Below are 26,030 nucleotides of genomic sequence, written 5' to 3' on the forward strand. Positions count from 1 at the left end.
GTCGTCACATGACCGAATACAAGGTCGTGATCGACAAGTCGACGGTGCCGGTGGGCACGGCCGACAAGGTGCGCGCGGCGATTGCCGAGGAATTGGCAAAGCGCGAGCTGGCGCTGCCGTACTCGGTGGTGTCGAATCCGGAATTCCTGAAAGAAGGCGCGGCGGTCGAAGACTTCATGCGTCCCGACCGCGTGGTGGTGGGCGCCGACGACGAGCGCGGCATCGCGCTGATGCGCGAACTGTACGCGCCGTTCATCCGCAACCACGACCGCGTGATCGTGATGGACGTGCGCTCGGCCGAGCTGACCAAGTACGCCGCCAACGCCATGCTGGCCACCCGCATCTCGTTCATGAACGAGCTGGCCAATCTGGCCGACAAGCTGGGCGCCGATATCGAGCAGGTCCGCGTGGGCATCGGTTCCGACCCGCGCATCGGCTTCCACTTCCTGTATCCAGGCTGCGGCTACGGCGGCTCGTGCTTCCCGAAAGACGTGCAGGCGCTGATCCGCACGGCGGAAGAGAACGACTCGCCGGTGCGCGTGCTGAACGCGGTGGAGGAGGCCAACGAGGCGCAAAAGCACCTGCTGCTGCAGAAGATCCGCAGCCGCTTTGGCAGCGACCTGCGCGGCAAGCATTTCGCGCTGTGGGGCCTGGCCTTCAAGCCGAACACCGATGACATGCGCGCGGCCTCGAGCCGGGTGGTGATCGAGGGCTTGTGGGAAATGGGCGCCACGTTGACGGCCTACGATCCGGTGGCGATGGACGAGTCGCGCCGCATCTTCGGCGACGACCAGCGCCTGCGCTACGTCGATACGCAGATGGCGGCGCTGCAAGAGGCTGATGCGCTGGTCATCGTCACCGAATGGAAGGAATTCCGCGTGCCGAATTTCGAGCAGATCAAGGCAGCGCTGCGCCAGCCGGTGATCTTCGACGGCCGCAATCTGTACCAGCCGGCTCAGGTGCGCCAACACGGCCTGGAATATTTCGCCATCGGCCGCCGTTAATGCGGCGGGTGACGGATTTCTCCATCACAGGAAGACCAGCATGAAAGCAATGATATTAGCAGCGGGCAAGGGGACGCGAGTGCGCCCTTTGACCTACGATCTGCCCAAGCCCATGATCCCCATTCTCGGCAAGCCGGTGATGGCCTACCTGATTGAGCACCTGGCCAAGTACGGCGTCACCGAGATCATGTGCAACGTCAGTTATCTGCACGAGAAGATCGAGGACTATTTTGGTGAGGGCCACCAGTATGGCGTGCAGATTGGTTATTCCTTCGAGGGCTATACCACGGACAGCGGTGAAGTGGTGCCTCAGCCGCTGGGCTCGGCTGGCGGCATGAAGAAGATCCAGGAATTTGGCGGCTTCTTCGACGACACCACCATCGTGCTGTGCGGCGATGCCGTCATCAACCTGGACATCAAGTCGGCCTTGTTTGAGCACCGCCGCAAGGGCGCGCTGGCCACCGTGATCACCCGCGAGGTGCCGTGGGATAAGGTGGAAAGCTACGGCGTGGTGGTCAGCGACAAGGACGGCCGCATCACGGCCTTCCAGGAAAAACCGGCCCAGGCCGAGGCCTTGTCGAACTGCGCCAGCACCGGCATCTATATTTTCGAGCCGGAAGTGCTGGACCTGATCCCGAGTGGGGACGTGTTCGACATTGGTTCCGACCTGTTCCCGCTGCTGGTGGAGAAGGGCTTGCCGTTCTATGCCCAGAAGCGCAGCTTCAGCTGGATCGACATCGGCAGCGTCAAGGACTATTGGGAAGTGTCGCAAAGCGTGATGATGGGCGAAGTGGCTCACATGGACGTACCCGGCATCCAGCTGGCAGATGGCATCTGGAGCGGCCTGAACACCAGCATCGACTGGGAAGGCACCACCATCGAAGGGCCGGTGTATATCGGCTCTGGCTGTAAAATTGAGGCTGGCAGCACCATTATCGGCCCGACCTGGATTGGTCATGGCAGCCATATTTGCAGCGGCGCCACCGTAGAGCGCAGCGTGCTGTTCGAGTACACGCGGGTGTTACACAATGTAAGGCTTGAAGAGATGATTGTCTTCAAAGATTACAGTGTCAACCGCGCCGGCGAGATGCGCCATGTGTCCGAGTACAATCCGGACGAATGGACCAATGCGCGTGATCGCCGTAACAAGCGCCGTTCTGAAAACGGCTTGGAAAACGAAGAAAAAGAGAGTAGCGTCGTATGAAAATTTATCCAGTGATTCTGTCCGGCGGCGCCGGCACCCGTCTGTGGCCACTGTCCCGTGCCGCGCTGCCGAAGCAACTGCTGCCGCTGATTTCGGGCCAGACCATGCTGCAGGAAACCGTGCTGCGCTGCCACGGCTGGGCCGATGTGCAGGCGCCGCTGATCGTGTGCGGCAATGAACACCGCTTCCTGGTGGCCGAGCAGCTGCGTGAAATCGGCGTGGCGCCGCTGGGCATCTTGCTGGAACCGGCCGGCCGCAATACCGCGCCGGCGGTGGCTGCCGCCGCCCACTTCCTGCTGGCGCGAGACCCTGACGCGGTCATGCTGGTGCTGCCGGCCGACCACGTGATCGAGCAGCCGGGCGCCTTCGAGGCGGCCGTGCGGCTGGCCGCGCAGGCGGTGGCCGACGGCGCGCTGGCCACCTTCGGCATCGTGCCGACCGCGCCGGAAACCGGCTATGGCTACATCCGCCGTGGCGCCGCCGTGGCGGCCAGCGGCGCCTACCAGGTCGAGCGCTTCGTTGAAAAACCAAACGCCGACACCGCGCGCGGCTTCGTGGCCGATGGCGGCTACTACTGGAACAGCGGCATGTTCCTGTTCCGCGCCAAGGCCTACCTGGACGAGCTGGCGGTGCACAGCCCAGCCATTGCCGGCGCTGCCGAAGCGGCGGTGCGCGAAGGTTACAGCGACCTCGATTTCTGCCGCCTGCATGAACAGCAGTTCGCGGCCTCGCCGTCGGACTCGATCGACTATGCGGTGATGGAGCACACCCGCCGCGCAGTGGTGGTGCCGGCCGACATCGGCTGGAGCGACGTTGGTTCATGGTCGGCGCTGCACGACGTGCAGCCGCATGACGAGCACGGCAACGCGGTGCGTGGCGACGTCTACCTGGACGGCGTGAGCAATTCGCTGGTGCGCGCCGAGCGCCGCATGGTGGCGTTGATCGGCGTGAAAGACCTGGTCGTGGTGGAAACCGACGACGCGGTACTGGTGGCGCACCGCGACCAGGTGCAGCGCGTCAAGCAGGTGGTGGACCATCTGAAGCAGCAGCAGCGCACCGAGCACGTGCACCACACCAAGGTGTACCGTCCGTGGGGCTGCTACGAAGGCATCGACCTGGGCGAGCGTTTCCAGGTCAAGCGCATCACGGTCAATCCGGGCGGTAAGTTGTCGCTGCAGATGCACCATCACCGCGCCGAGCACTGGATCGTGGTCAGCGGCACGGCCAGCGTGACCTGCGGCGACAAGGTGACGCTGTTGACCGAGAACGAATCGACCTACATCCCGATCGGCATGACCCACCGCCTGGAAAATCCGGGCAAGCTGCCGCTGCACCTGATCGAGGTGCAGTCGGGCAGCTATCTGGGCGAGGATGACATCGTGCGCTTTGAAGACGTCTACCAGCGCGCATGACCGCATGAAGATCGCCCTGCTCAATTCCTACTACTACCCGGAGGAGCGGGGCGGCGCCGAACGCTCGGTGCGCATCCTGGCCGAAGGCCTGGTGGGCCTAGGGCACGAGGTCACCGTGCTGGCGCTGGGCGACGCGGCCGCCGCGCCGCAAAGTCACAACGGCGTCAACATCCGGCGCCTGTCGATCCGCAACGCCTATTTGCCGTCCGAGGTGGGTGGCGATGTGGGCGCTGTGTCGCGCCTGGTATGGCATGCGCGCGACAGCTATAACCTCGGCGCACGCGCCGATGTGCGCGCGACGCTGAAAGCCAGCGGCGCGCAAGTGCTGCACACCAATAACCTGTCCGGTTTTTCCGTTGCGGCCTGGTCCGCAGCGCATGCGCTGGGCCTGCCGGTGGTGCACACCACGCGCGATTTCTATCTGCAGTGCCCGCGTACCACGATGATGAAGGGCGAGCACAGTTGCGCGCGCCCTTGCGGCAGCTGCGCGCCGTTTGCCTGGCCGCGCCGCATGGTGTCGCAGCGGATCCAGCATGTGGTGGGCATCAGCCGTTTCATGCTGGAGCGCCATCAGCAAAACGACTATTTCGACGGCGTACCGGCGTCGGTTATCTACAATTCATATGACGGCCCGGCCGCGCCCGAGCTGCGCGCGCCCGGCGCCGAACTGGTGCTGGGCTTCATCGGCCGGCTGGTGCCGGCGAAAGGCGTGGAGTTGCTGCTGCAGGCGTTCCGCCGCCTGCACGCGGACGCCAGCCAGGGCGCTTTGCGCCTGCTGATCGGCGGCGAAGGCCATCCCGACTATGTGGCCGAACTGCGCCGCCAGGCCGAAGGCTTGCCGGTCGATTTTCTCGGCCATGTGAATCCCCCCACCTTTTTCCCGCGCGTGGATGTGACGGTGGCGCCGTCGGTATGGAATGAACCGCTGGGCCGGGTGGTGATTGAATCCATGTCCTTCGGCAAGCCAGTGGTGGTGACGCCGGTCGGCGGCATGCCGGAACTGGTGGCGCCCGGCGCCGGACTGGTGCTGCCGGAAGTCAGCGCCGACGCCTTGTACGCCAGCCTGGCGGACTTGCTGCCGGCGCTGCGCCGCGACCACGCCAGCTGGGCGGCCAAGGCGCGCGAGGCCAGCCTGGCCTATGGCGCGGCCGCCATCGCCGGGCAATATCAGCAGGTGTACGCGCGCTACCTTTGAGTTACATCACAGCTTTAGTCTGTTCGGACTAACGTCCCGTCATGATGGCGTCATGACTGCCCCGTAATATGCAAAATGCAAGTTTCAAAACCATTTTGTTAATATTTCAGGACAGGCCATGAAAAAACTCCTCCCTCCGCCAGCGCGCACCGCGATGGCTGCCGCACTGCTGGGCGCCCTGGCGGCGCCTGCGTTTGCCGATTCGTCGGTGGTCATCAGCCAGGTGTATGGCGGCGGCGGCAATAGCGGCGCCACCTACAAGAACGACTTCATCGAACTGTTCAACCGTGGCAGCGCCGACGTCGACCTGACCGGCTGGAGCGTGCAATACGCCAGCGCGACGGGCACCAGCTGGCAGGTGACCAAGCTGAACGGCCTGAAGCTCAAGCCGGGCCAGTACTACCTGGTGCAGGAAGGGCCGGGCGCCGGCGGCACCACCGCGCTGCCGACCCCGGACGCGGCCGCCACCATCGCCATGAGCGGCACCGCCGGCAAGGTGGCGCTGGTGAGCAACACCACCGCGCTGGCCAGCGCCTCGCCGGCCGCCGGCACCTTTGTCGACCTGATCGGCTTCGGCGGCGCCAACTACGCCGAGGGCACGGCTACTGCCGTCCTCAGCAACACCACCGGCGCACTGCGCGCCAACGGCGGCTGCACCGACACCGACAACAACAGCGCCGACTTCGCCATCGGCGCGCCGACCCCGCGCAACACCGCCAGCGCCTTCAACGTGTGCGGCGCACCGCCGGCTCCGGCCATCGTCGCCACGTGCCCGGCCAACCTGGCGCTGGCCGCCGGCGTCGACGGCAGCGCCGACCTGAGCGCCACCGACAGCGACGGCACCGTCAACAGCGCGGTGATCACCTCGAGCGCGGTGCCCGGCATCAGCCTGATTAACTTCCTGGCCGCCTCGGGCGCGGGCGGCACCGCCACCGCCAGCCTGAGCATCGCCGCCAGCGTAGCGGCCGGCACCTATCCGGTGACCGTCAAGTTCGGCAACGACCAGGCGCAGGAAACCAGCTGCGCCATCAGCGTCAGCGTGGCCGCGCCGGCCGCTGTCACCCACAGCATTCCGCAAATCCAGGGCGAGGGCGACGCCAGCCCGTACGCCGGCACCGTGCAGACCACCGAGGGCGTGGTGACCGCCAAGGTCGGCTCCGGCTTCTTCATCCAGGACGAGGCGGGCGACGGCAATCCGCTGACCTCGGACGGCCTGTTCATCTTCACCACCGCCGCCAACATCGGCACCGTGCAGGTCGGCGACCGCATCCGCATCACCGGCAGCATCACCGAGTACACACCGACCGGCGCCACCCGTTCCTACACCGAGATGCAAAGCGTGAGCGCGATCGCCAAGCTGGCCGGCGGCGTCAGCATCGCCCCGACCAACATCCAGCTGCCGCACGCCAACCTCGGCCGCGTGGAAGGCATGCTGGTGCGCTTCAGCAGCCCGCTGACCCTGTCGCAGCTGGAATTCCTCGGCACCCGTGGCGAAATCACGCTGTCCTCGGGCCGCCTGGAAATCGCCTCCAACCGCTACCGCCCAGGCACGGCGGAAGCCATCGCGCAAGCGGCCGCCAACCAGCTCAACCAGATCGTGCTGGACGACGGCATCTTCGTCACCCCGACCACCATTCCTTACCTGGGCGCAGACGGCTCGCTGCGCGCCGGCGACACCGTGTCCGACCTGACCGGCGTGGTCGACTTCGGCGCCAAGGGCGGTGGCGGCGCCGGCTTCAAGCTGCAGCCGACCGTGGCCCCGGTGTTCTCGCACGATAATCCGCGCGCCGAACCGCCGGCGCTGGCGAGCGGCAACATCAAGGTGGCCAGCGCCAACGTGCTGAACTACTTCACCACCTTCACCGACGGCACCGACGTGACCGGCGCTACCGGCCAGGGCTGCTCGCTGGGCACCAGCGTGTCCAAGTCCAACTGCCGTGGCGCCGACAACCTGAACGAGTTCAACCGCCAGACCGCCAAGATTGTCGGCGAGCTGAAAGCCATCAACGCCGACGTCTACGGCCTGATGGAAATCCAGAACAGCGGCGAGTACACCGTCACCAAGCTGGTTGACGCACTGAACGAAGCGATCTCGCCGGGCACCGGCATCAAGACCTACGCCGTGGTGCCGAAGCCGAACGCCACCGGCACCGACGCCATCCGCGTGGCCATGATCTACAAGCCGTCGGCGCTGACGCTGGTGGGCGGCGCGCTGTCCGACGGCGACGCCATCAACAACCGGCCGCCGATGGCGCAGACCTTCAAGGCCAACAACGGCGCCAAGTTCTCGCTGGTGGTGAATCACTTGAAATCCAAGGGCAGCTGCCCGACCAGCGGCGCCGACGCCGACCAGGGCGACAGCCAGAGCTGCTGGAACGCCACCCGTATCCAGCAGGCCAACCGCCTGACCGGCGCCTTCGTACCGCAAGTGGTGGCCGCCGCCGGCGACGCCAAGGTGCTGCTGATCGGCGACTTCAACTCCTACGGCCAGGAAGACCCGATCGCCGCCATCACCGCCGCCGGCTACGTCAACCAGCTGGAGCGCTTCGTGCGCGGCAGCGGCAACATGCCGTACTCGTTCGTGTTCAACGGCGAAGCGGGCTACCTCGACCACGCGCTGGCCAGCGCCGCGCTGAGCCCGCAGGTGGTGGATGCGGCCGAATGGCATAACAACGCCGACGAGCCGACCGTGCTGGACTACAACACCGACGCCAAGCCGCAGGACAAGTACACCAGCGCGCCATACCGCGCCTCGGACCACGACCCGGTGGTGATCAGCCTCAACCTGCAAGCGCCGTACACCGACGTCAGCAGCAGCGTCAAAACGGTGAGCTCGGGCCTGACCTACGCGCGCCTGAGCGGCCAGTGGAGCGGCACCCTGAGCATCACCAACACCAGCGGCGCGGCCATCACCGGCCCGCTGCAGGTGTCGCTGGGCGGCCTGCCGAGCGGCGTGGTGCTGGTCAACGCCAGCGGCAACCGCAGCGGCGTGCCGTACCTGACGGCCAACACCAGCAGCCTGGCGGCAGGCGCCACGCTGACCGTGCCGGTGGCCTTCACCAAGACCGGCACCGCAGCGATCACCTACACCACCCAAGTCTACAGCGGCACTTTTTAAGTAAGGATCACGACCATGTTTAACACCTCCATCACTTTGCGCCGCAGCCTGCTGGCGCTGGCCCTGGCCGCATGCGCCAGCCTGGCGTCGGCCGCCACCTACCACGTCGAGTTCGACACCTCGACGTTTGGCGGCGACGGCTGGATCGACATCCAGTTCAATCCGGGCAACGCCGGCACCGCGCTGGCCTCGGTCACGCTGACTGACTTCATCGGCTTTGGCGACAGCAGCAGCGCCCAGCTGGCCGGCAGCGTCAGCGGCTCGCTGGCCGGCGGCTACACCATCGCCAACGACGACCCGGGCGGCTGGAACGACCTGTTCCACGCGGTGAGCTTCAGCGGCGGCAAGGTCGGTTTCAACGTCAGCTTCAGCGGCGACGCCGACCCGGCCCAGACCTCGGGCGGTTCGGTGTTCTCGGTGGCGCTGATGAACGCCGACGCCAACGCCTACCTCGGTACGTCGGACCCGTCCGGCTCGCTGGTGCAGCTGAACTGGACCGCCGGCGTGACGGCAAACGCGGGCGCTGTGGCGGCTACGCCACTGGTCAACACCATTCCAACCGTGACCGCGCCGGTGCCTGAGCCATCGACTTGGGCCATGCTGGCCGGCGGCCTGGCACTGCTGGGCTTCATGCGCCGTCGCCAGCAGGCTTAATCGCAGAAGAACTGGCGGATTTATATTTTTAAAATCTGAATCCGCCAGCGAAATCATATTAGTAAAGCCAGATTGCTTATTGCATAGTGTTTTCTTTACAGGGAAACGCTATGCCAGCCGCTCACATCCTCGTCATTGAATGCACGCCCGCGATACAAGAGCTGATCGCCCTTAACCTGGGCATGGCCGGCCATCGGGTCAGCCGCGCGGCCGACGCCGAAAGCGCCATGCTGATGCTGGAAGACAGCCTGCCCGACATGGTGCTGCTGGACTGGAACCTGCCGGGCCAGTCCGGGCTGTCGCTGGTGCGCCGCCTGCGCGCGCAATCGCGCACGCGCACCTTGCCGATCATGATGGTGACCGCCCGCTGCGGCGAGCCGGACAAGATCATGGCGCTGGAAGCCGGCGCCGACGATTACATGACCAAACCCTTCAGCCCGCGCGAGATGGTGGCGCGCGTGCATTGCCTGCTGCGCCGCTGGCAGTCGGTGATGGCGGCCGAGGCGCCGGTGCAACTGGCCGGCCTGCGGCTCGATCCGTGCACCCAGCGCGTCACCGCCGGCGCCCGCGAACTGGCGCTGGGCCGGGTCGAATTCAAGCTGCTCAACTACCTGATGAGCCATCCGGAGCGTGTGCACACCCGCGCCCAGCTGCTGGACCAGGTGTGGGGCAGCGCCGCCTACCTCGACGAGCGCACCGTCGACACCCATGTCGGCCGCCTGCGCAGCGCCTTGCAGCCGAGCGGCTACCAGCAGCGCATCGAAACCGTGCGCGGCAGCGGCTACCGCTTTGTCGCGGCGCAGGCGTGAGCGTGGAACAGCTGGTCATCCTCAGCAAGCTGGAGCAGGAATACCTGCTGCACGCCATCGAAGCCGCGCTGCCGGTGCAGGACGCGCGCCAGTTCTTCCTGTGGACCCAGGGCCAGTTGCAGGCGCTGCTGCCGCACCAGCTGATGGTGTGCCTGCAGTTCGGCGCGCACGATGAGCTGCAACACGTGGAATGCCTGCACAGCACGGTGCTGGATGCGGGCCTGCTGGACCGCCTCAGCCATCGCGAAGACGGACTGGCCTTGCGGCTGGCGCGCCATTGCCGCCAGGGCGGCCGCCTGCCGGCCATGCTGGATGCGGGCCCCGGCGCCGATCCGCTCAAGGCCGGCCACGGGCTGGCGCCGTTCCAGGGCGAGCTGCGCGAACTGGGGCTGGAAAACCTGCTGGTGCACGCCAGCGAACGACTGCCGGGCGGCTCCACCTTCTTCGCGCTGTTCGGCCTGCCGCACCGGCCGCGTCCGCGCCAGGCCTACTTCCTCGAGCTGTTGTTGCCCTACCTGCACATGAGTTTGCAGCGCATCAACCGCCAGCAGGCGCAGGCCCGGGCCGGCACGCTGGCGCGGCCGGTCAGCGCGCGCGAGGCGGAAATCCTGCACTGGGTGAGGGAAGGCAAGAGCAACGAGGAAATCGGCCTGATTCTCGGCATCAGTGGCCTGACGGTGAAAAACCACCTGCAGCGGGTGTACCGCCTGCTGGGCGTGTCCAACCGCGCCCAGGCGATCGCGCGCGGCATGGCGCTGCATCTGTTCGAGCAACCGTTGCAAACGCTGGCCCGCGCGGCCTGAATAGCAAGAAAAGATTGTCATAGATACAAACCGCGTGGTAGCCTCTGGCTTTGAGTCGGCAGCTAAATCGCAGAGGAGTTGTTGGGATGGATGTCGTAAAAAATGGCGCGCGCAAGGCAGCCGGCTTTACCCTGCTGGAACTGCTGGTGGTGATCGTCATCATTGGTTTGCTGGCCGCTTACGTGGGGCCGAAATACTTCGCCCAGCTGGGCAAATCCGAAGTCACCATCGCCAAGGCGCAGATCGAGGCGTTTGAAAAAGCGCTCGACACCTACCGCCTCGACGTCGGCCGCTATCCGAGCACCGAAGAGGGCCTCGGCGCGCTGGTGGCGGCGCCCAACAACGCCGGCGCCAAGTGGAACGGGCCGTACCTGAAAAAAGGCATCCCGCCGGATCCGTGGGGCCACGCCTACAAATACAAAGGTCCGGAAGCGGGCGCTGAGTACATCATCACCTCGGAAGGCCGCGACGGCCAGCCGGGCGGCACCGGCGAGGACGCCGACATCAATTCGCGCTAAGCCTTTCCCTCCCCATGCAGTTCGACGTGCGCACCTTGTCGGCCGATATGGTCATCTCCCATCTGGTGATCGATGGGCGGGATGAGGCAGACGCGCGCCGTCAGGTCGAGGCGCGCGGCTTGTTCGTCAGTTCGATCACGCCTAAGCGCAGCGGCCTGCCGGGCCGTGGCGGCAAGCGCCGCGCGCTCTCGCTGGTGTTGTTCAGCCAGGAGTTGCTGGCGCTGCTGACCGCCGGCCTTGGCATTGTCGAAGGGCTGGAAGCCTTGCTGGAAAAGGAGACCAACCCGGCGACACGCGGCGTGCTGGAACGGCTGCTGGCCGGGCTGCGCGAAGGCCAGCGTTTTTCCGCCGTGCTGGCCGAGCAGCCGGACTTGTTCCCGCCGCTGTATGTCGGTATCGTCAAGGCGGCCGAGGGCACCTCGGACCTGCCGCGTTCTCTTTCCCGTTTCATCGACTACCAGCAGCGCATTGACCTGGTGCGCGCCAAGCTGGTGTCGGCCGCGATTTATCCGTGCATCCTGCTGCTGGTCGGCGGCGGTGTGAGCCTGTTCCTGATCGGCTACGTGGTGCCGCGCTTCGCCGAGGTGTACCAGGGCGCCGGCCGCAACCTGCCGTGGCTGTCGCAGCAGATGCTGAACTGGGGCCAGTTCGCCGGATCGCACACCACGCTGCTGCTGGCCGGGATCGCCGCCGTGCTGGGCGCGCTGGTGCTGGGTGTGCGCCAGCTGCTGGCCAGCGGCGGCATGGCGCGCTTGCTGGGCAAGCTGCCCGGCATCGGCGAGCGGGTGCGGATTTATGAGTTATCGCGGCTGTACCTCACGCTCGGCATGTTGAGCGAGGGCGGCATCACCATCGTGCACGCGATTGAAACGGTGCAGGGCATGGTGTCGCCGGCGATGCGCGCCAACCTGCAAACCGCGCGCGCCGCCGTGGAATCGGGCCTGCCGCTGTCGACCGCGTTCGAGGCCGCGCATCTGACCACGCCGATCTCGCTGCGCATGCTGCGCGTGGGCGAGCGCACCGGCGACATGGGACCGATGCTGACCCAGTCGGCGGCGTTCTACGACGGCGAAATCAGCCGCTGGATCGAACGCTTCACACGCACGTTTGAACCACTGCTGATGGCGGCCATCGGGCTGGTGGTCGGCGCCATCGTGGTGCTGCTGTATATGCCGATCTTCGATCTGGCGGGAGATATGTCGTGACGCAGATCGATACCAGCTTGCTGGCGCGCGCGCGCCACCTGCGCCAGCAATCCAAGCGTACTTTGGTGGAAGAACTTGAAGGGCTGACCGGCGCCGAGCCGCGTGAGCTGGTGCATGCGCTGGCGCAGCCGTTCGGCATGGCGGTGCTGGAGACGGTCGACATGCTGGCCTACGAGCCGGCGTGGGACTTGCTGCCGCTGTCGCAGGCGATGGCGCGTCATTGCGTGCTGCTGCGCGGGCACGACGGCGTGGTGGTGGGCGTGATCGCCGATCCCTTCGATCTCGATTTGCAGACCTGGCTCGGCACGCAGGCGCGCGCCACGCCGCAGGCACCGCTGGCCACGCGGCTGGCGCTGCAAGCCGACATTCAAGCTTATTTGTCGAAGCAGGAAGAATCCGCACGCGCCACCGACTCGCTGCTGCCCGGCGCCAGCGAGGGACGGCGCGACGGCAAGACGGCGGCAGTGCTGTCGTTTGCCTCGGTGTCGGAAGGCGCCAGCCCGGCGGTCCGCCTGGTCAACTCGACTTTGTACGATGCGCTGAAAGCCGGCGCCTCCGACATCCACCTTGAAAGCACAGCCGGCGGCCTGGCGGTGAAGTACCGCGTGGACGGCGTGCTCGATCACGCCACCTCGGTCAACGGCGTCGATGTGGCGGAGCAGATCATCTCGCGCCTGAAGGTGCTGGCGGAACTGGACATCGCCGAGCGCCGCGTCCCGCAGGATGGCAGCTTCCGCGTCGAAGCCAATTCGCGCGAGATCGATTTGCGGGTATCGATCATGCCGAGTATTCATGGCGAAGATGCGGTGATCCGTATTCTCGACAAGCGCGCCATGATCGAAGCCTATGGCTCGCTGACGCTGGAAGCGCTGGGCTTCGATGCGCCGTCGCTGTCGACGCTGCGGACGCTGGCGCAGGAAGCCTACGGCATGCTGCTGGTGACCGGCCCGACCGGCTCCGGCAAGACCACCACGCTGTACGCGGCGCTGACCGAGATCCACAACGGCCGCGAGAAAATCATCACGATTGAAGATCCGGTGGAATACCAGCTGCCCGGCATCCTGCAAATCCCGGTCAATGAGAAAAAGGGCCTGACGTTTGCGAAGGGGCTGCGCTCCATCCTGCGCCACGACCCGGACAAAATCATGGTCGGCGAAATCCGCGACCGCGAGACGGCGGAAATTGCCGTGCAGTCGGCGCTGACGGGCCACCTGGTGCTGACCACCGTGCACGCCAATAATGTGTTCGACGTATTCGGCCGTTTCACCCACATGGGCATCGATCCCTACGCGTTCGTGTCGGCGCTGAACGGCATCTGGGCGCAGCGCCTGATCCGCACCAACTGCCCGCACTGCGCCACCGAGTACACGCCGGACGACCACGAACTGGCCAGCGTCGGCATGACGCGCGCCGACGTCTACGACTACCGCTTCATGCAGGGCAAGGGCTGCGGCGATTGTCGCGGCACCGGTTACAAGGGCCGCCGTTCGATCGCCGAGATCCTCACGCTGAACGACGAGATCCGGGAACTGATCGTCGACAAGCGGCCGATCCGCCAGATCAAGCAGGCGGCCTACGACAACGGCACGCGCAGCCTGCGCCAGGCCGCGCTGGAACTGGTCAAGCGCGGCGGCACCACGCTGACAGAAATTAAACGGGTGACCTTGCATGCGTAGAACCATTGGCCTATCGTTGCGCATCGACGTCGCGCCGCATGCGGTGAGCGTGCAGCGCGTGGGCGGCTGGCGCTTGCCCGGCCGCGCCGCCGTCGCGCCGCAAACGCTGGCGTCGCAGCAGATCACGCCATCCGGCGAGCATCCGTTCGACGCCATCGCCAACGCCTTGCGCGCGCTGCTGGGCGAATTGGACGTCGCCGGCTGGCCGGTCAGCTTCGTGCTGGCCGATGAATTGACCCGCATGTGGCGCGTGACGCCGCCAGCCGGCGCAGCGCGCATGGCCGATCTTGAAGCTGCGGCAGGCCTGCGCTTCCAGTCACTGTACGGCGAACCGCCGTCCGCATGGCAGGTCTCTGCGGACTGGGACGCAGCGCAGCCATTCTTCGCCGCCGCCGTGCCGCGTGCCTTGCTGGCGCTGCTGGGCGCCGTGGCGCAGGACGGCAAGCTGGCAGTCGTCGCCATTGAGCCGCGCTTCGTCAATGCATGGAACCGCAGCCGTCGTGGACTGAAGCAGGGCGCATGGTTCGGCCATGTACACGACAGCCTGCTGACGCTGGCCGCCACCGAAGCCGATGGCAAAAGCCTGCGCGCCATCCGTCCGCTGCCGATTCCGCACGGCGCCGATCATTACTGGCTGACGCAAACCCTGCAACGCGAAGCGTTGTTGCTGGACATGGAAGCGCCGCAGCTGCTGCAAGTGAACGGCAATGTGCCCGCCGCGTGGACTGCGCCGGTGACCAACGCCGCGCACATTCCGTGCAGCGCCCTGACCGGGAGCTCCGCGTGAATTTTGGTAACCGCGCAATGAAAATCGACTTCGCGCCGCGCAGCGTGCGCCGCACCTTGTTCCACATCCATCCCGCCGTGCTGGCGCTGGCCGGCGTGGGCGTGCTGCTGTGCGCCGCAGCGGCGGTCGGCGGCTGGCAACTGGCCGAACAACGCCGCGAGCGCGAGCATCAACTCCAGCATTTGCAGGAGCGCGTGGCCAGGCTGTCGGCTCGTCCGGCGGCGGAAGTGGCGCGCGTCGCCATCCCCGAAGCGCAGGCCACTTTCGTCAACGGCGCCATCCTGCAATTGAACCTGCCGTGGCGCGAGCTGCAGGACGCGGTGCTGGCCGCCACGCCTCGCACCGTGGCGCTGGTGGCGATGGAGCCCGATCCGCGCAAGCGCATCCTGCGCATCACCGCCGAAACCAAGACCAGCGACGATATGATCGATTACGTCGCCGCGCTGAAAGACCAGGACAGCTTCAGCGGCGTGGTCCTGACCCGCCATGAAATCAACGACGCCGATCCGAACCGGCCGTTGCGATTCCAGCTGGAGGCGACATGGCGGGCACGATGAACAATGTGAACGCGGCCGTGAATGTGCCTGCGCTGCTGCTGCGCGCCCGCATCGCCGCAACGCGGATCGGCGTGCCGGCTTGCGTGGCGATCGCGCTGTGCGCTGCCGGCGCCGCGTCATGGGCGTGGTTGCTGCCGAAGCGCACCGCGCAAGCGCAGGTGATGGCCCAGCCTTTGCCCGCGCCATCCACGCTGGTGGCGCCGCCGCCACCGCCGTCCGCCAATCAGAATCTGGCTGCGTTCTACGACGCGCTGGGCGAGAAGCGCTACGCCGAGCAGCAGGTCAAAGTGCTGTTCGACCTCGCCGCCAAGTCCGGCCTCACGCTCAATCAGGGCGAGTACAAAGCGGCTTACGACAAGGCGAGCCGTGTCAGCACCTACCAGATCATCCTGCCGGTGAAGGGCGCGTATCAATCGATCTGGCAGTTCGCCATGCAAGCCTTGCGCTCGATGCCGTATGCCTCGCTGGACGAAGTGGGCTTCCGCCGCGACACCATCGCCGATCCCACGGTGGAAGCGCGCCTGCGCTTCACCTTGTACCTGAAGGATGCCGAGCCATGAAGCCATACCAGATCGTGATGGCGCTGGCGCTAGTGGGCGCGGCAGGGCTGGTGCTGTTTGGCGATAACTCGCCGTCCAGCGACATTGCCGAGCCGGTGGCGCGCGCCGAACGTGGCGCTGGCGCTGCATCGTCGCCGTCGCCATCTCCGTCACAGGCAACCGTGGCCACGACGCGCGTCCCCGGCAAGGACGCCGCGCCGGGCGACACCATCATCCTCGCGCTGGTGCCGCGCGCGCAGCTGGTGGGCGAAGCAGGCGATGCGACGTTTGCCTCCGGCGAGGGCGTGTTCATGGGGCAGAACTGGAATCCGCCGCCGCCGCCACCACCGCCGCCATCGAACACGCCGCCGCCACCGCCGATGGCGCCGCCCATGCCGTTCACCTACATCGGCAAGGCGCTGGCCGACGGCGCCTGGGAGGTGTTCCTCGCGCGCGGCGACAAGACTTATTCGGTGCGCGTGCAAACCGTCATCGACGGCACCTACCGCGTGGAGAAGATCATGCCGCCACTGATGTCGGTGACGTATTTGCCTTTGAATCAGCAACAACAGATCAATATTGGAGCTCTTGAGTGATGGCCACCCTGAAGAAACTAGGCAGCGGCGCCGCGCTGGCCATCCTGCTGAGCGGCTGCGCCGCGCAAATGGCCTACCGCGACGGCAATGACCTGATCGCGAAGAACCAGGTGGAAGCTGGCCTGGCCAAATATCAGGAGGCGGTGAAGGCCGATCCCGGCAACGCGCAATATCGCACCGCCTATATCGGTGCGCGCGACCGCGCCGTCCAGCGCTTGCTGGAAACGGCGGAGCGCGACCAGGCAGAGGGCCGCATGGCGCCGGCGGAGCAGGGCTTCCGCCGTGTGCTGGCCATCGATGGCCAGAACGAGCGCGCGGTCGCCGGCTTGCGCACGCTGGAGCGTGACAGCCGTCAGGCCAGGATGCTGGAAGCGGCCGCGCAGCACATCAACAAGAACGAGTTCGAGCTGGCGAAGAAAAACCTCAACGCCATCCTGACCGAATCGCCGAATCACGAAAAAGCGCGCCTGATGCTGCGCGAGGCCACCGAGAAGAGCGCGCCGCCGGTGGTGGAGACCGGGCTGTCGAAGGCCTACAAGCAGCCGATCACCATCGAGTTCCGCGACGCGCCGCTGAAGCAGGTGTTCGACGTGATCGCGCGCCGCTCGGGCCTCAACTTCGTGTTCGACAAGGATGTGAAGACCGACCAGAAAACCACCGTGCTGCTGAAGAACAGCACCGTCGAATCGGCGATCTACTTCCTGCTGCTGACCAATCAGCTGGAACAGCAGGTCATGGACGCCAACACCATTCTCGTGTATCCGAACGTGGCGGCCAAACTGAAGGAATACCAGGAGATGACGGTCAAGACCTTCTTCCTGGCAAACGCCGAGGCCAAGCTGGTGGCCAATACGCTCAAGACCATTCTCAAGTCGCGCGATATCGTGGTGGATGAAAAGCTCAACCTCATCATCGTGCGCGATACGCCGGAAGCCATCCGCCTGGCCGAGCGTTTAATTTCGCTGCAGGATGCGCCGGAGGCGGAGGTGATGCTGGAGGTGGAGATCCTGGAGGTGAAGCGTTCCAGCCTGCAGGACCTCGGCGTGGCTTGGCCCACTTCGATGGGCTTCTCGGTGCTGTCCAGTTCCAACAGCAGCCCGATTACAATCCGCGATTTGAATAACCTCAACCAGCGCACCATCGCCGTGACGGGAACGCAGCTGACCATCAACGCCAACAAGAACGCGTCTGACTCCAACTTGCTGGCCAATCCGCGCATCCGCGTGCGTAACAAGGAGAAGGCCAAGATCGTCATCGGCGACAAGCTGCCAGTGATTACGTCTACCGTGTCGTCGGGCGTGGGCGGTTTCGCCAGCGATTCCGTGACCTATGTCGACGTCGGCCTGACGCTGAAGGCGGAGCCGACCATCTATCTGAATAACGAAGTGGCGATACGTCTCGAACTTCAGGTCAGCAATCTGGTGAACACCATCACCACCAAGAACGGCACCACCGCCTACCAGCTGGGCACGCGCGAGGCGACCACCATGCTGCAGCTGAAGGACGGCGAGAACCAGGTGCTGGCGGGCCTGATCAACAACGAGGAACGCAATTCGTCCAACAAGGTGCCGGGTTTCAGCGAGCTGCCTATCGTTAGCCGCCTGTTTGGCAGCCAGCGTGACGACAACCAGAAGACCGAGATTGTGCTGTCGATTACGCCGCACCTGATTCGCAACCTGCAGCGTCCGGAAGCGTCGGCCTCGGAATTCTCGGCGGGCACCGAGGCGAGCTTCCGGCGCCGTCCGGACCTGACGCCGCGCGCACCGGTGGCGCCTGCCGCCGCGCAGCCGGCTCCGGCTCCGGCGCTGCCGCCAGCCGCGCAGCCGCAGGCGCCGGTGGCCCAGCCGCAAACGGTACCGCAGCCTGCGGCCGAGCCGTCGCCGCAGCCGCAACCGCAACCACTACAGCAGTAAGCGGGACATGACGATGCGCGCGCGCGGTTTCACCCTGATCGAATTGCTGGTGACGCTGGCCATCCTCGGCTTGCTGAGTGCCCTGGTGATTCCGACCGCGCAAGTGGTGGTGCAGCGCCGCCAGGAGCAGGACTTGCGCGAGGCGCTACGCGACATCCGCCACGCGCTGGACGCCTACAAGCAAGCCTACGACCAGGGCCGCATCACCAAGACGCTGGCCGCCAGCGGCTATCCCAAGACGCTGGAACTGCTGGCCGAGGGCGTGCCGGACCTGCAAAGCCCGCGCCACACCAAAATCTACTTCCTGCGCCGCGTGCCGCGCGATCCCTTCAATACCGACGGCACGCTGGCCGACGCGCAAACCTGGGGCAAGCGCAGCTACGCCAGCGAGCCGGACCAGCCAAGGGAAGGCGAGGACGTCTACGACGTCTACAGCCTGAGCGAAAAATCCGGCCTGAACGGCGTACCATACAAAAAGTGGTGACCATGAAACGCAAAGGATTCACGCTGATCGAATTGCTGGTGGTGCTGGGTATTGTTGCCCTGATGCTGACGCTGGCGGTGCCGCGCTACTTCCCCAGCATCGACAAGTCGAAAGAAGTAGTGCTGGCCGATAACCTGCGCAACGTGCGGCAGGTGCTGGACCAATACTACGGCGACACCGGCCGCTACCCGGATTCGCTGGAACAGTTGGTTGAAAAACACTACTTGCGCGCGCTGCCATACGACCCGATCACCGAAAGCGACGCCACCTGGCTCATCGTCCCGCCGGAGGACAGCACCAAGGGCGCCGTCTACAACATCCACAGCGGCGCGCCCGGCAATGATCGTAGCGGCAAGCCTTACGCCGATTGGTGATATGGCCGAAGCGTCAACATTGTGCCGTCTCCCGCACCGCAATAAACATGTGCGGGGATTTACCTACGTAAGCCTGATTATCGTGGTCGCCATCGTCGGTCTGGTGGCGGCTTCGGCCATCAAGCTGGGATCGGTATTGCAGCGCAGCAGGGCGGAGCAGGAGTTGCTCGACATCGGCGCCGCCTTCAGTGATGCCCTGAAAAGCTACGCCGATGCGACGCCGCAAGGCATGCCGCCGCAGCCGCCGTCGCTGCAAGATCTGCTGAAAGACCCCCGTTTCCCAGGCACGCGCCGCCATTTGCGCAAGATTTTTGTCGACCCCATGACTGGAAAATCGGAGTGGGGCATCGTCTACCGTGGCGATAAAATCGGAGTGTTGGCGGTGTTCAGTCTATCCGATGCAAAACCTGTGAAAATCGGCAACTTCCCCGCACGTTATTCTGGATTTGAGGGCAAGAGTCATATTTCTGATTGGAAATTCGCGATAGAGGCTGCCGCCCCACCTGGGCAAACCGTAGCTCACTTACAACAAAATACCAGCCCGGCGCCATCGGATTCGGGTGCACCAAACATGACCGCGCCCGTGGTGCATGAGGAGGAGGCGCCAGCACCGCCGCCTCCCTCTGAAGAGCCCGCTCCTACCGCTGAACAACCACCGCCCCCGGAGCCGGAAAAACCCGCACAAAATGAGTGAAACGCTTGCTCAAAATGGTGCGGCGCGGACGATTTATTTTGCGATGCAAAAAATGTTACAAAATAGAAATTAAAAATAAAAAATTTACAATCACAATTAATATGTTTATGTTATGATTCATCTCAGCAGTACTCCCATTAACCTCCGTGGTTGGCGCAAGGCAGCCACAATTCGTTTGATTAAGGAAAATCATATGAAATTGAAATCTCTCGCCGCAGGCGCGGTTCTGGCTGCTGCTTCCCTCAGCGCTTACGCTGGTGATCAGACCGTCAATGTGATCGCCGACGGCGCATCGCATAACTGGGACGCATTCATCGGCGACGGCCTGCTGTCGGGTGGCTTGGACGTTATCACCTTCAGCGTGGCTACTCCAGGCACGTACGAAGTGGCAATCAGCGTGACCGGTCAAAAACTGACCTTCGACACCTCGTCGAACCTGAACGGCATTACTGCCGACGTATGGTCGGTTGGCAAACTGCGCTTCGTCGCTTCGGAACTGACCGGTCTGGCACCATTCGTGCTGAACCTGGGCGGCTCCGCGCTGGCTGGCGCTAGCTACACCGGTACCTACTCGGTTACCGCTGTTCCAGAGCCAACCACCTACGCCATGCTGCTGGGCGGCCTGGGCCTGGTAGGCGCGATTGCTCGCCGCAAAGCCAAAAACGCAGCCTAATCGCTGTTTGCAATATAAAAAACCCGCCTCGGCGGGTTTTTTTTTCGTCCTGCGTTTGCTGCGCTTAGCGCGCGATGCGCTTGAAGTCGCGCAGGCGGAAGCCCATGCCCAGCAGGGCGGCAAAGTAGACCGCGCCGCACACGCCAATCAGCAGCAGCAGGGCGCCCAGGCGCAGGAAGGCATGCTGCTTGAGGCCGATCCAATCGATTTGCTGGGCGCCGAACCAGGCGGCAGCGCCCATCAGGCCGCAGGCGATCACCAGTTTCACGCAGAACATCGGCCAACCCGGTTGCGGGCGGTAGATATTCTTGCGGCGCAGGCCCCAGTACAGCAGGGCGGCGTTCAGGCATGCTCCCATGCCGATCGACAGCGCCAGCCCGGACACCTGCAGATAGGGCACGAACAGGAAGTTCATCAGCTGGGTGGCGATCAGCACGCCGATGGCGATGCGCACAGGGGTGCGGATATCCTGCTGCGCGTAGAACGCCGGCGCCAGCGTCTTGACCAGGATGATGCCCAGCAGGCCGACACAGTAGGCGATCAGCGGCCGCGCCGATTGCGCCGCCGCTTCGTCGTCGAAGGCGCCGTAATGGAACAGGGCGGTGATCATCGGCTCGGCCAGCACCGCCATGCCCACCGCCGCCGGCAGCGCCAGCAGGAAGGTCAGGCGCAGGCCCCAGTCCAGCAGGCCCGAGTATTCCTGCTGGTCGCCATCGGCCTTGGCCTTGGACAGGCTAGGCAGCAGGATGGTGCCCAGCGCCACGCCCAGCATGGCGGTCGGGAATTCCATCAGGCGGTCGGCATACGACAGCCAGGAAATGCTGCCCTTGGCCAGCTGCGAGGCGATGCTGGTGTTGATCATCAGGCTGATCTGCGCTGCCGAGACGGCAAACACGGCCGGGCCCATTTTCTTCAGCACGCGGCGCACGCCGGGATCGGACAGGCCGGCCGCCGGATTCCACGACAGCGAAGGCAGCATGCCGATGCGCACCAGCGCCGGGATCTGGATCGCCACCTGCAGCACCCCGCCCACGAACACGGCAATGGCCATCGCGTAGATCGGCTGCGCCAGGTGCTGTTGTAAAAACAGCGAGGCCAGGATGGAAGAAATATTCAGCAGTACCGGCGTGAAGGCGGGAATCTTGAACTCGCGCCAGGTATTGAGCACGCCGCCGGCCATCGCCACGAAGGCCATGAAGCTAATATAAGGGAACATCAGGCGCGTCATCCACACCGCCGCGTCGAACTCTTTCAGCCCGCTGGCAATCGCGTAGATGAACAGCGGCGAGGCTATAATGCCGATCACCGTGACGAGCAACGTGGACCACACCAGCGTGTTGGCCACATGGTCGACCAGCTTCTTGCTGGCTTCCGGGCCCTGCTGGTTCTTGTATTCAGCCAGGATGGGCACGAAGGCTTGCGAGAAGGCACCCTCGGCAAACAGGCGCCGTAGCAGGTTGGGAATGCGGAAAGCGACCACGTAGGCGTCGGTCAGGGCGCTGGCGCCGAAGGCCCGTGCAATCAGGGTTTCACGCAGGAGGCCGGTGATCCGGGACAGCATGGTCATGCTGGAGATGGCGGAGAGTGTCTTAAGCAAGTTCATGGGACGTGATTATAGTTGCTCCTGCCAGTAAACATCGCTATAATCACAGGCTGTACAAAATTCTGTTGCGCAGACATTAATGTTTGGCAGGCAGTAGTTTGACTCACATGGTTCGCTCTTATGGCAACCTAGGACGCACCTGTTTGCCAAACATTAACGTTTGCAAACGCATCATTTACCTGTTTAGGAAATTTCATGGCAAATACCGCTCAAGCGCGTAAACGCGCTCGTCAAGCAGTTAAGCAAAACGCTCACAATTCGGCTCAGCGTTCGACCCTGCGTACCGCAATCAAAGCTGTACGTAAAGCGATCCAGGCTGGCGACAAAGCTGCTGCGACCACCATCTTCCAAGCTTCGGTGTCGACCATCGACAGCATCGCTGACAAGAAGATCATCCACAAAAACAAGGCAGCTCGCCACAAGAGCCGTCTGGCCGCTGCCCTGAAAGCACTGGCCGCTTAATTTTCCTTTCTTAGGAAGACCAAGCAAAAAAGCCGCGCTGGCATTGCCAGTGCGGCTTTTGTCGTTGGTACGCCTGGTAAATGCGTCCGGCTAGAGCGGCCGCAGCCGTTCCAGCAAGTCTTGCAGCGGCTTGGAGGGCAGGCTTTGTAGCTCGGTCGCGCGGCGGTCGATCTCGATCGCCAGGTCTTGCTGCAGCCATTCGATTTCATCGAGCATGGTGCGCAGTTCCAGCAGCACCGCCGGGTCATCCTGCGCGATATACAGCATGCTCTCGCTGCGGTCCGGATCGAAACCGGCCTGCAGCACCAGCTGGCGGATGGTATTCATGCGCTCAAACAGGAAGGCCAGCGGCGAGCGGTCGGGGTCGGCCGGCGCCACCATGTGCTCGAATACGCCGCGCTGGGCGAACCAGGTGCGCAGCACGTCGGACAGGTGGGCCAGTTTGGTGGCCGCTTCCAGCTGTTCCTGTGGCGTGTGGTGCGCGTCCTCCGGCGTGACGTGGATCAGGTCGCGCAAGGCGTTGCCGGCGGCGCGGTCGAAACGGTGGTAGTGCAGGCGCGCCAGCATGTCCAGCCGTGGCAGGTCGAAGCGGCGGATCACGGTTTCCGCCACGTCGGCCACCGCCAGCAACTTGGCCAGCGGCGTGATCTTGTCGGCGCGCAGGCCGTTCGGATAACCGCTGCCGTCCAGTCGTTCATGGTGCTGCAGCACGGCGATGCGCGCCGCCGCCGGGAAATCCTTGATCGCGTTCAGCACCATGTGGCTGGCTAGCGGGTGCACGTGGACGTAGCGGCGCTCATCGGGCGTGATGGCGTGGCCGCTGTCGAGCAGGGTGGGGTCGGTGTGCATCTCGCCGAGATCGTGGCACAACGCGGCCAGCAGCAATAGCGGGCGCTCGGCCGGCGGCAAGCGCAGCCGCTGCGCCAGCGCGCAGGCGATCATGGCGGTGCGCAGCGAATGCTGGAACATGTGCGGACGCTGCTCGCGCTGCACCGTCAGCCGCATCAGCAGCGGCGCCGGCAGCTTGAGCGCGGCCAGCCCGTGCTTGATGGCCAGCGGGTCGCCGCTGCGGGTGCCGAGGCGCGAGTAGATCGGGTCGTGCTCGAGGATTTTGCCGGCTTCGATCGACAGGCTGGCGGCGTCGATGGCGCGCTCGCTGATCAGCATATTGTCGAGCGGCTCGTTGAGCTTGTGGCGCGCCAGCCGCTGGAATTGTTCTTCGCCCAGCTCGGTGCCTTTGGCCACCAGCTTCATGCCGGTGTCGCAGTAGATGTCTTCGTGGGCGGTGACCGTCTGCTGCCGGGCCAGCGCGGCCACGGCCTGCAGATAGTAGGGGCTTTCGGTGTAATCGCTGGCGCTCGAATCGGCAGGCATGGCATCCTCCAGGCGTGGCGGCGCCACCTGCCTGATAATAAGGCAGATGTTGTCGAATTGCTAGCCGTTGAGGTCTTTGGGCGACACTTGCATCCACTCACCCGGCATCAGCGGATGGCTTGCCAGCGAGATGTTGCCGATGGCGCTGCGCACCAGCCGCAGGGTCGGCAGGCCGACCGCCGCCGTCATGCGCCGCACCTGGCGGTTCTTACCTTCCTGTAGTGTGATGGCCAGCCAGCTGGTGGGCTGGCCGGCGCGTTCGCGGATCGGCGGATTGCGCGGCCACAGCCATTCAGGTTCGGCGATGCGCATGGCTTTGCACGGCTGGGTGATGAAATCGCCGAGGTTGAGCGGCGCTTGCAGTTTGGCTATCGCGTCGTCGTCGGGAATGCCTTCCACCTGCACCAGATAGGTCTTGCCGGCCTTGTGGTCGGGGTGGGCGATGGCGTGTTGCAGCTTGCCGTCGTCGGTGAGCAGCATCAGGCCTTCGCTGTCGTAGTCGAGCCGGCCGGCAGGGTAGATCTTGGGGATGTTCAGGTGGTCGGCCAGCGTGGCCTTGCCATCCTGCGGGGAAAACTGGCACAGCACCTGGAAAGGCTTATTGAAGAGGATTAAGGACATTATTGAAAGCTATTGTGGTGTAGTCTTGAAAACCTTGGCGCGCCGTTACATACTCGTGCATAATGCGAAACACCCGTCTTATATCTTATAGAAGACTTGGACAACGGAGAACCCCACGATGTATCAACATATCAAAGTACCGGCGGACGGACAGAAAATTACCGTCAATGCGGATTTTTCCCTGAATGTACCAGATAACCCGATCATTCCCTATATCGAAGGCGATGGTACTGGCCGCGACATCACGCCGGTGATGCTGAAGGTGGTCGATGCAGCGGTGGCCAAATGCTACGGCGAGCGCCGCAAAATCGAGTGGATGGAGATCTTTGCGGGGGAAAAATCGACCCAGGTCTACGGTCCGGACGTGTGGCTGCCGGAAGAAACGCTGGCGGCGGTGAAGGATTACGTGGTGTCGATCAAGGGCCCGCTGACCACGCCGGTAGGCGGCGGCATCCGTTCGCTCAACGTGGCGCTGCGCCAGCAGCTGGACCTGTACGTCTGCCTGCGCCCGGTGCGCTGGTTCACCGGCGTGCCGTCGCCGCTGAAAGAGCCTGAAAAGACCAATATGGTGATCTTCCGCGAGAACTCGGAAGACATTTACGCCGGCATCGAATACACCCAAGGCAGCGAAGGCGCGAAAAAGCTGATCGATTTCCTGCTCAATGAGCTGGGCGCCAACAAGATCCGCTTCCCGGAGACTTCGGCCATCGGCATCAAGCCGGTGTCGGTGGAAGGCACCGAGCGCCTGATGCGCAAGGCCATCCAGTACGCCATCGACAACGACAAGCCATCGGTGACCATTGTCCACAAGGGCAATATCATGAAGTACACCGAGGGCGGCTTCCGCGACTGGGCCTATGCGCTGGCGCAAAAGGAATTCGGCGCCGAGCTGATCGACGGCGGCCCGTGGTGCAAGTTCAAGAACCCGAAGACCGGCCGCGACATCACCATCAAGGATTCGATCGCCGACGCGTTCCTGCAGCAGATCCTGCTGCGTCCGATGGAATACAGCGTGATCGCCACCCTCAACCTGAATGGCGACTACGTGTCGGACGCACTGGCGGCGCAAGTGGGCGGTATCGGCATCGCGCCGGGCGCCAACCTGTCGGACTCGGTGGCCATGTTTGAAGCCACCCACGGCACTGCGCCCAAGTATGCGGGCAAGAACTACGTCAATCCGGGTTCAATGATCCTGTCGGCCGAGATGATGTTACGCCACATGGGCTGGACCGAAGCGGCCGACCTGATCATCAAATCGATGGAAAAGGCGATCACCTCCAAGAACGTCACTTACGACTTCGCGCGTCTGATGGAAGGCGCCAACCAGGTCTCGTGCTCCGGTTTCGGTGACGTCATGATTGAGCAGATGCAGTAAGTGACGAGTGTCGGTGCTGTACAACAGCATCGAGCGCGTCGAGGCGAAAAAAAACCCTGCGCGGCAGGGTTTTTTCACATCAGGGCTTAACGATTAAGCCGACTGGATGTTGGAAGCTTGCTTGCCTTTAGGGCCTTGCGTGACTTCGAACTGAACTTTCTGACCTTCTTTGAGGGTCTTGAAACCGTTCATGTTGATTGCGGAGAAGTGAGCGAACAAATCTTCACCGCCGTCATCTGGAGTGATGAAGCCAAAACCTTTGGAATCATTGAACCACTTAACAGTACCAGTTGCCATAAAAAGAACTTTCTAAATTAAAACAGATCACACGAGCCATAAAAGCAAGAAGCTTCTTGCCCCTCTCCTCACGCCCACTTCTT

At 64.1% G+C, this 26,030-nt stretch carries 26 protein-coding genes; 22 read left to right on the top strand and 4 right to left on the bottom strand.

The annotated features are described in order from the left end of the window. From BMZ70_RS27320 to BMZ70_RS27415, 20 genes are all read left to right on the top strand, one after another. The coding region (locus BMZ70_RS27320; protein WP_139212913.1) for a UDP-glucose dehydrogenase family protein at nt 1-1,004 on the top strand (1,004 nt) is incomplete at its 5' end. A gap of 40 nt (nt 1,005-1,044) precedes the next feature. After that, nucleotides 1,045-2,208 (top strand): nucleotidyltransferase family protein, encoded by a 1,164-nt coding sequence (locus tag BMZ70_RS27325; protein ID WP_092281541.1) that lies wholly within the window; start codon nt 1,045-1,047, stop codon nt 2,206-2,208. After that, entirely contained in the window at nt 2,205-3,620 is a 1,416-nt protein-coding gene (locus BMZ70_RS27330; RefSeq protein ID WP_092281543.1) for a mannose-1-phosphate guanylyltransferase/mannose-6-phosphate isomerase, read from the top strand. The genes BMZ70_RS27325 and BMZ70_RS27330 overlap by 4 nt, the downstream gene beginning before the upstream one ends. Next, nucleotides 3,595-4,815 carry a glycosyltransferase family 4 protein gene (locus tag BMZ70_RS27335; protein ID WP_165403625.1) on the top strand — a complete coding sequence of 407 codons (1,221 nt, stop codon included), beginning with the start codon at nt 3,595-3,597 and terminating at the stop codon, nt 4,813-4,815. Before BMZ70_RS27330 ends, BMZ70_RS27335 begins: the two co-directional genes overlap by 26 nt. A 118-nt stretch (nt 4,816-4,933) precedes the next feature. Beyond that, complete coding sequence (locus tag BMZ70_RS27340; protein WP_092281547.1) at nt 4,934-7,933, top strand: ExeM/NucH family extracellular endonuclease; 3,000 nt, start codon at nt 4,934-4,936, stop codon at nt 7,931-7,933. Between the two features lie 15 nt (nt 7,934-7,948). Further along, entirely contained in the window at nt 7,949-8,587 is a 639-nt protein-coding gene (locus tag BMZ70_RS27345; protein WP_092281549.1) for an NF038129 family PEP-CTERM protein, read from the top strand. Nucleotides 8,588-8,697: 110 nt separating this feature from the next. Continuing rightward, entirely contained in the window at nt 8,698-9,396 is a 699-nt protein-coding gene (locus tag BMZ70_RS27350) for a winged helix-turn-helix domain-containing protein (protein WP_092281551.1), read from the top strand. 2 nt (nt 9,397-9,398) lie between these two features. Then, nucleotides 9,399-10,199 carry an XrtB/PEP-CTERM-associated transcriptional regulator EpsA gene (epsA, locus tag BMZ70_RS27355; RefSeq protein WP_092281661.1) on the top strand — a complete coding sequence of 267 codons (801 nt, stop codon included), beginning with the start codon at nt 9,399-9,401 and terminating at the stop codon, nt 10,197-10,199. Nucleotides 10,200-10,285: 86 nt separating this feature from the next. Then, entirely contained in the window at nt 10,286-10,717 is a 432-nt protein-coding gene (gspG, locus tag BMZ70_RS27360) for a type II secretion system major pseudopilin GspG (RefSeq protein ID WP_092281553.1), read from the top strand. Between the two features lie 14 nt (nt 10,718-10,731). Then, on the top strand, nt 10,732-11,922 hold the full coding sequence (locus tag BMZ70_RS27365) for a type II secretion system F family protein (RefSeq protein WP_092281555.1): 1,191 nt from the start codon (nt 10,732-10,734) through the stop codon (nt 11,920-11,922). After that, complete coding sequence (locus BMZ70_RS27370) at nt 11,919-13,598, top strand: GspE/PulE family protein (protein ID WP_092281557.1); 1,680 nt, start codon at nt 11,919-11,921, stop codon at nt 13,596-13,598. The genes BMZ70_RS27365 and BMZ70_RS27370 overlap by 4 nt, the downstream gene beginning before the upstream one ends. Beyond that, complete coding sequence (locus BMZ70_RS27375; protein ID WP_092281559.1) at nt 13,591-14,385, top strand: hypothetical protein; 795 nt, start codon at nt 13,591-13,593, stop codon at nt 14,383-14,385. Before BMZ70_RS27370 ends, BMZ70_RS27375 begins: the two co-directional genes overlap by 8 nt. Nucleotides 14,386-14,402: 17 nt before the next feature. Further along, nucleotides 14,403-14,942, top strand: a complete 540-nt coding sequence (locus tag BMZ70_RS27380) for a hypothetical protein (RefSeq protein WP_092281561.1) — start codon at nt 14,403-14,405, stop codon at nt 14,940-14,942. Further along, a complete protein-coding gene (locus BMZ70_RS27385) occupies nt 14,927-15,502 on the top strand; it encodes a hypothetical protein (RefSeq protein WP_092281563.1) in 576 nt (191 codons plus the stop codon). Before BMZ70_RS27380 ends, BMZ70_RS27385 begins: the two co-directional genes overlap by 16 nt. Next, the gene (locus BMZ70_RS27390) at nt 15,499-16,077 is read left to right on the top strand and encodes a hypothetical protein (protein WP_092281565.1); all 579 of its coding nucleotides are present in this window, start codon (nt 15,499-15,501) and stop codon (nt 16,075-16,077) included. Before BMZ70_RS27385 ends, BMZ70_RS27390 begins: the two co-directional genes overlap by 4 nt. After that, complete coding sequence (locus BMZ70_RS27395; RefSeq protein WP_092281567.1) at nt 16,077-17,990, top strand: secretin N-terminal domain-containing protein; 1,914 nt, start codon at nt 16,077-16,079, stop codon at nt 17,988-17,990. Before BMZ70_RS27390 ends, BMZ70_RS27395 begins: the two co-directional genes overlap by 1 nt. Before the next feature lie 7 nt (nt 17,991-17,997). Further along, entirely contained in the window at nt 17,998-18,474 is a 477-nt protein-coding gene (locus tag BMZ70_RS27400; RefSeq protein ID WP_092281569.1) for a type II secretion system protein, read from the top strand. Nucleotides 18,475-18,476: 2 nt separating this feature from the next. Further along, nucleotides 18,477-18,848: a type II secretion system protein gene (locus BMZ70_RS27405; protein ID WP_092281571.1), complete on the top strand. Its 372-nt coding sequence runs from the start codon at nt 18,477-18,479 to the stop codon at nt 18,846-18,848. Next, nucleotides 18,814-19,542 carry a type II secretion system protein gene (locus tag BMZ70_RS27410; protein ID WP_307184526.1) on the top strand — a complete coding sequence of 243 codons (729 nt, stop codon included), beginning with the start codon at nt 18,814-18,816 and terminating at the stop codon, nt 19,540-19,542. The genes BMZ70_RS27405 and BMZ70_RS27410 overlap by 35 nt, the downstream gene beginning before the upstream one ends. A 193-nt stretch (nt 19,543-19,735) precedes the next feature. After that, nucleotides 19,736-20,215 (top strand): FxDxF family PEP-CTERM protein, encoded by a 480-nt coding sequence (locus tag BMZ70_RS27415; protein WP_092281575.1) that lies wholly within the window; start codon nt 19,736-19,738, stop codon nt 20,213-20,215. 64 nt (nt 20,216-20,279) lie between these two features. On the opposite strand, the gene murJ is transcribed toward BMZ70_RS27415, so the two are convergent. Beyond that, on the bottom strand, nt 20,280-21,818 hold the full coding sequence (gene murJ / locus BMZ70_RS27420; RefSeq protein ID WP_092281577.1) for a murein biosynthesis integral membrane protein MurJ: 1,539 nt from the start codon (nt 21,816-21,818) through the stop codon (nt 20,280-20,282). Nucleotides 21,819-22,013: 195 nt separating this feature from the next. On the opposite strand from murJ, the gene rpsT reads away from it, so the two are divergent. After that, nucleotides 22,014-22,280 (top strand): 30S ribosomal protein S20, encoded by a 267-nt coding sequence (gene rpsT, locus BMZ70_RS27425; RefSeq protein ID WP_092281579.1) that lies wholly within the window; start codon nt 22,014-22,016, stop codon nt 22,278-22,280. A gap of 90 nt (nt 22,281-22,370) precedes the next feature. Here rpsT and BMZ70_RS27430 read toward each other — a convergent pair whose 3' ends face one another. Together BMZ70_RS27430 and BMZ70_RS27435 are read right to left on the bottom strand one after the other, a co-directional pair. Continuing rightward, complete coding sequence (locus BMZ70_RS27430; RefSeq protein ID WP_092281581.1) at nt 22,371-23,654, bottom strand: HD-GYP domain-containing protein; 1,284 nt, start codon at nt 23,652-23,654, stop codon at nt 22,371-22,373. 60 nt (nt 23,655-23,714) lie between these two features. Further along, entirely contained in the window at nt 23,715-24,275 is a 561-nt protein-coding gene (locus BMZ70_RS27435) for a pseudouridine synthase (protein ID WP_092281583.1), read from the bottom strand. Nucleotides 24,276-24,393: 118 nt separating this feature from the next. On the opposite strand from BMZ70_RS27435, the gene icd reads away from it, so the two are divergent. Then, nucleotides 24,394-25,650, top strand: coding sequence for an NADP-dependent isocitrate dehydrogenase (gene icd, locus BMZ70_RS27440; RefSeq protein ID WP_092281585.1), 1,257 nt, complete (start codon nt 24,394-24,396; stop codon nt 25,648-25,650). Between the two features lie 93 nt (nt 25,651-25,743). Here icd and BMZ70_RS27445 read toward each other — a convergent pair whose 3' ends face one another. Then, complete coding sequence (locus BMZ70_RS27445) at nt 25,744-25,947, bottom strand: transcription antiterminator/RNA stability regulator CspE (protein WP_008446468.1); 204 nt, start codon at nt 25,945-25,947, stop codon at nt 25,744-25,746. Nucleotides 25,948-26,030: the final 83 nt, after the last annotated feature.

This window comes from Duganella sp. CF402 (genome assembly GCF_900109645.1).
Classification (GTDB): domain Bacteria; phylum Pseudomonadota; class Gammaproteobacteria; order Burkholderiales; family Burkholderiaceae_D; genus Rugamonas.

Excerpts from the sequence above, each read along its gene's own strand:
- BMZ70_RS27325 (WP_092281541.1), top strand. The coding sequence starts at position 1,045 with ATGAAAGCAATGATATTAGCAGCGGGCAAGGGGACGCGAGTGCGCCCT.
- BMZ70_RS27330 (WP_092281543.1), top strand. The coding sequence starts at position 2,205 with ATGAAAATTTATCCAGTGATTCTGTCCGGCGGCGCCGGCACCCGTCTG.
- BMZ70_RS27340 (WP_092281547.1), top strand. The coding sequence starts at position 4,934 with ATGAAAAAACTCCTCCCTCCGCCAGCGCGCACCGCGATGGCTGCCGCA.
- BMZ70_RS27345 (WP_092281549.1), top strand. The coding sequence starts at position 7,949 with ATGTTTAACACCTCCATCACTTTGCGCCGCAGCCTGCTGGCGCTGGCC.
- BMZ70_RS27350 (WP_092281551.1), top strand. The coding sequence starts at position 8,698 with ATGCCAGCCGCTCACATCCTCGTCATTGAATGCACGCCCGCGATACAA.
- gspG (WP_092281553.1), top strand. The coding sequence starts at position 10,286 with ATGGATGTCGTAAAAAATGGCGCGCGCAAGGCAGCCGGCTTTACCCTG.
- BMZ70_RS27365 (WP_092281555.1), top strand. The coding sequence starts at position 10,732 with ATGCAGTTCGACGTGCGCACCTTGTCGGCCGATATGGTCATCTCCCAT.
- BMZ70_RS27375 (WP_092281559.1), top strand. The coding sequence starts at position 13,591 with ATGCGTAGAACCATTGGCCTATCGTTGCGCATCGACGTCGCGCCGCAT.
- BMZ70_RS27380 (WP_092281561.1), top strand. The coding sequence starts at position 14,403 with ATGAAAATCGACTTCGCGCCGCGCAGCGTGCGCCGCACCTTGTTCCAC.
- BMZ70_RS27385 (WP_092281563.1), top strand. The coding sequence starts at position 14,927 with ATGGCGGGCACGATGAACAATGTGAACGCGGCCGTGAATGTGCCTGCG.
- BMZ70_RS27390 (WP_092281565.1), top strand. The coding sequence starts at position 15,499 with ATGAAGCCATACCAGATCGTGATGGCGCTGGCGCTAGTGGGCGCGGCA.
- BMZ70_RS27395 (WP_092281567.1), top strand. The coding sequence starts at position 16,077 with ATGGCCACCCTGAAGAAACTAGGCAGCGGCGCCGCGCTGGCCATCCTG.
- BMZ70_RS27400 (WP_092281569.1), top strand. The coding sequence starts at position 17,998 with ATGACGATGCGCGCGCGCGGTTTCACCCTGATCGAATTGCTGGTGACG.
- BMZ70_RS27405 (WP_092281571.1), top strand. The coding sequence starts at position 18,477 with ATGAAACGCAAAGGATTCACGCTGATCGAATTGCTGGTGGTGCTGGGT.
- BMZ70_RS27410 (WP_307184526.1), top strand. The coding sequence starts at position 18,814 with ATGATCGTAGCGGCAAGCCTTACGCCGATTGGTGATATGGCCGAAGCG.
- BMZ70_RS27415 (WP_092281575.1), top strand. The coding sequence starts at position 19,736 with ATGAAATTGAAATCTCTCGCCGCAGGCGCGGTTCTGGCTGCTGCTTCC.
- murJ (WP_092281577.1), bottom strand. The coding sequence starts at position 21,818 with ATGAACTTGCTTAAGACACTCTCCGCCATCTCCAGCATGACCATGCTG.
- rpsT (WP_092281579.1), top strand. The coding sequence starts at position 22,014 with ATGGCAAATACCGCTCAAGCGCGTAAACGCGCTCGTCAAGCAGTTAAG.
- BMZ70_RS27430 (WP_092281581.1), bottom strand. The coding sequence starts at position 23,654 with ATGCCTGCCGATTCGAGCGCCAGCGATTACACCGAAAGCCCCTACTAT.
- BMZ70_RS27435 (WP_092281583.1), bottom strand. The coding sequence starts at position 24,275 with ATGTCCTTAATCCTCTTCAATAAGCCTTTCCAGGTGCTGTGCCAGTTT.
- icd (WP_092281585.1), top strand. The coding sequence starts at position 24,394 with ATGTATCAACATATCAAAGTACCGGCGGACGGACAGAAAATTACCGTC.
- BMZ70_RS27445 (WP_008446468.1), bottom strand. The coding sequence starts at position 25,947 with ATGGCAACTGGTACTGTTAAGTGGTTCAATGATTCCAAAGGTTTTGGC.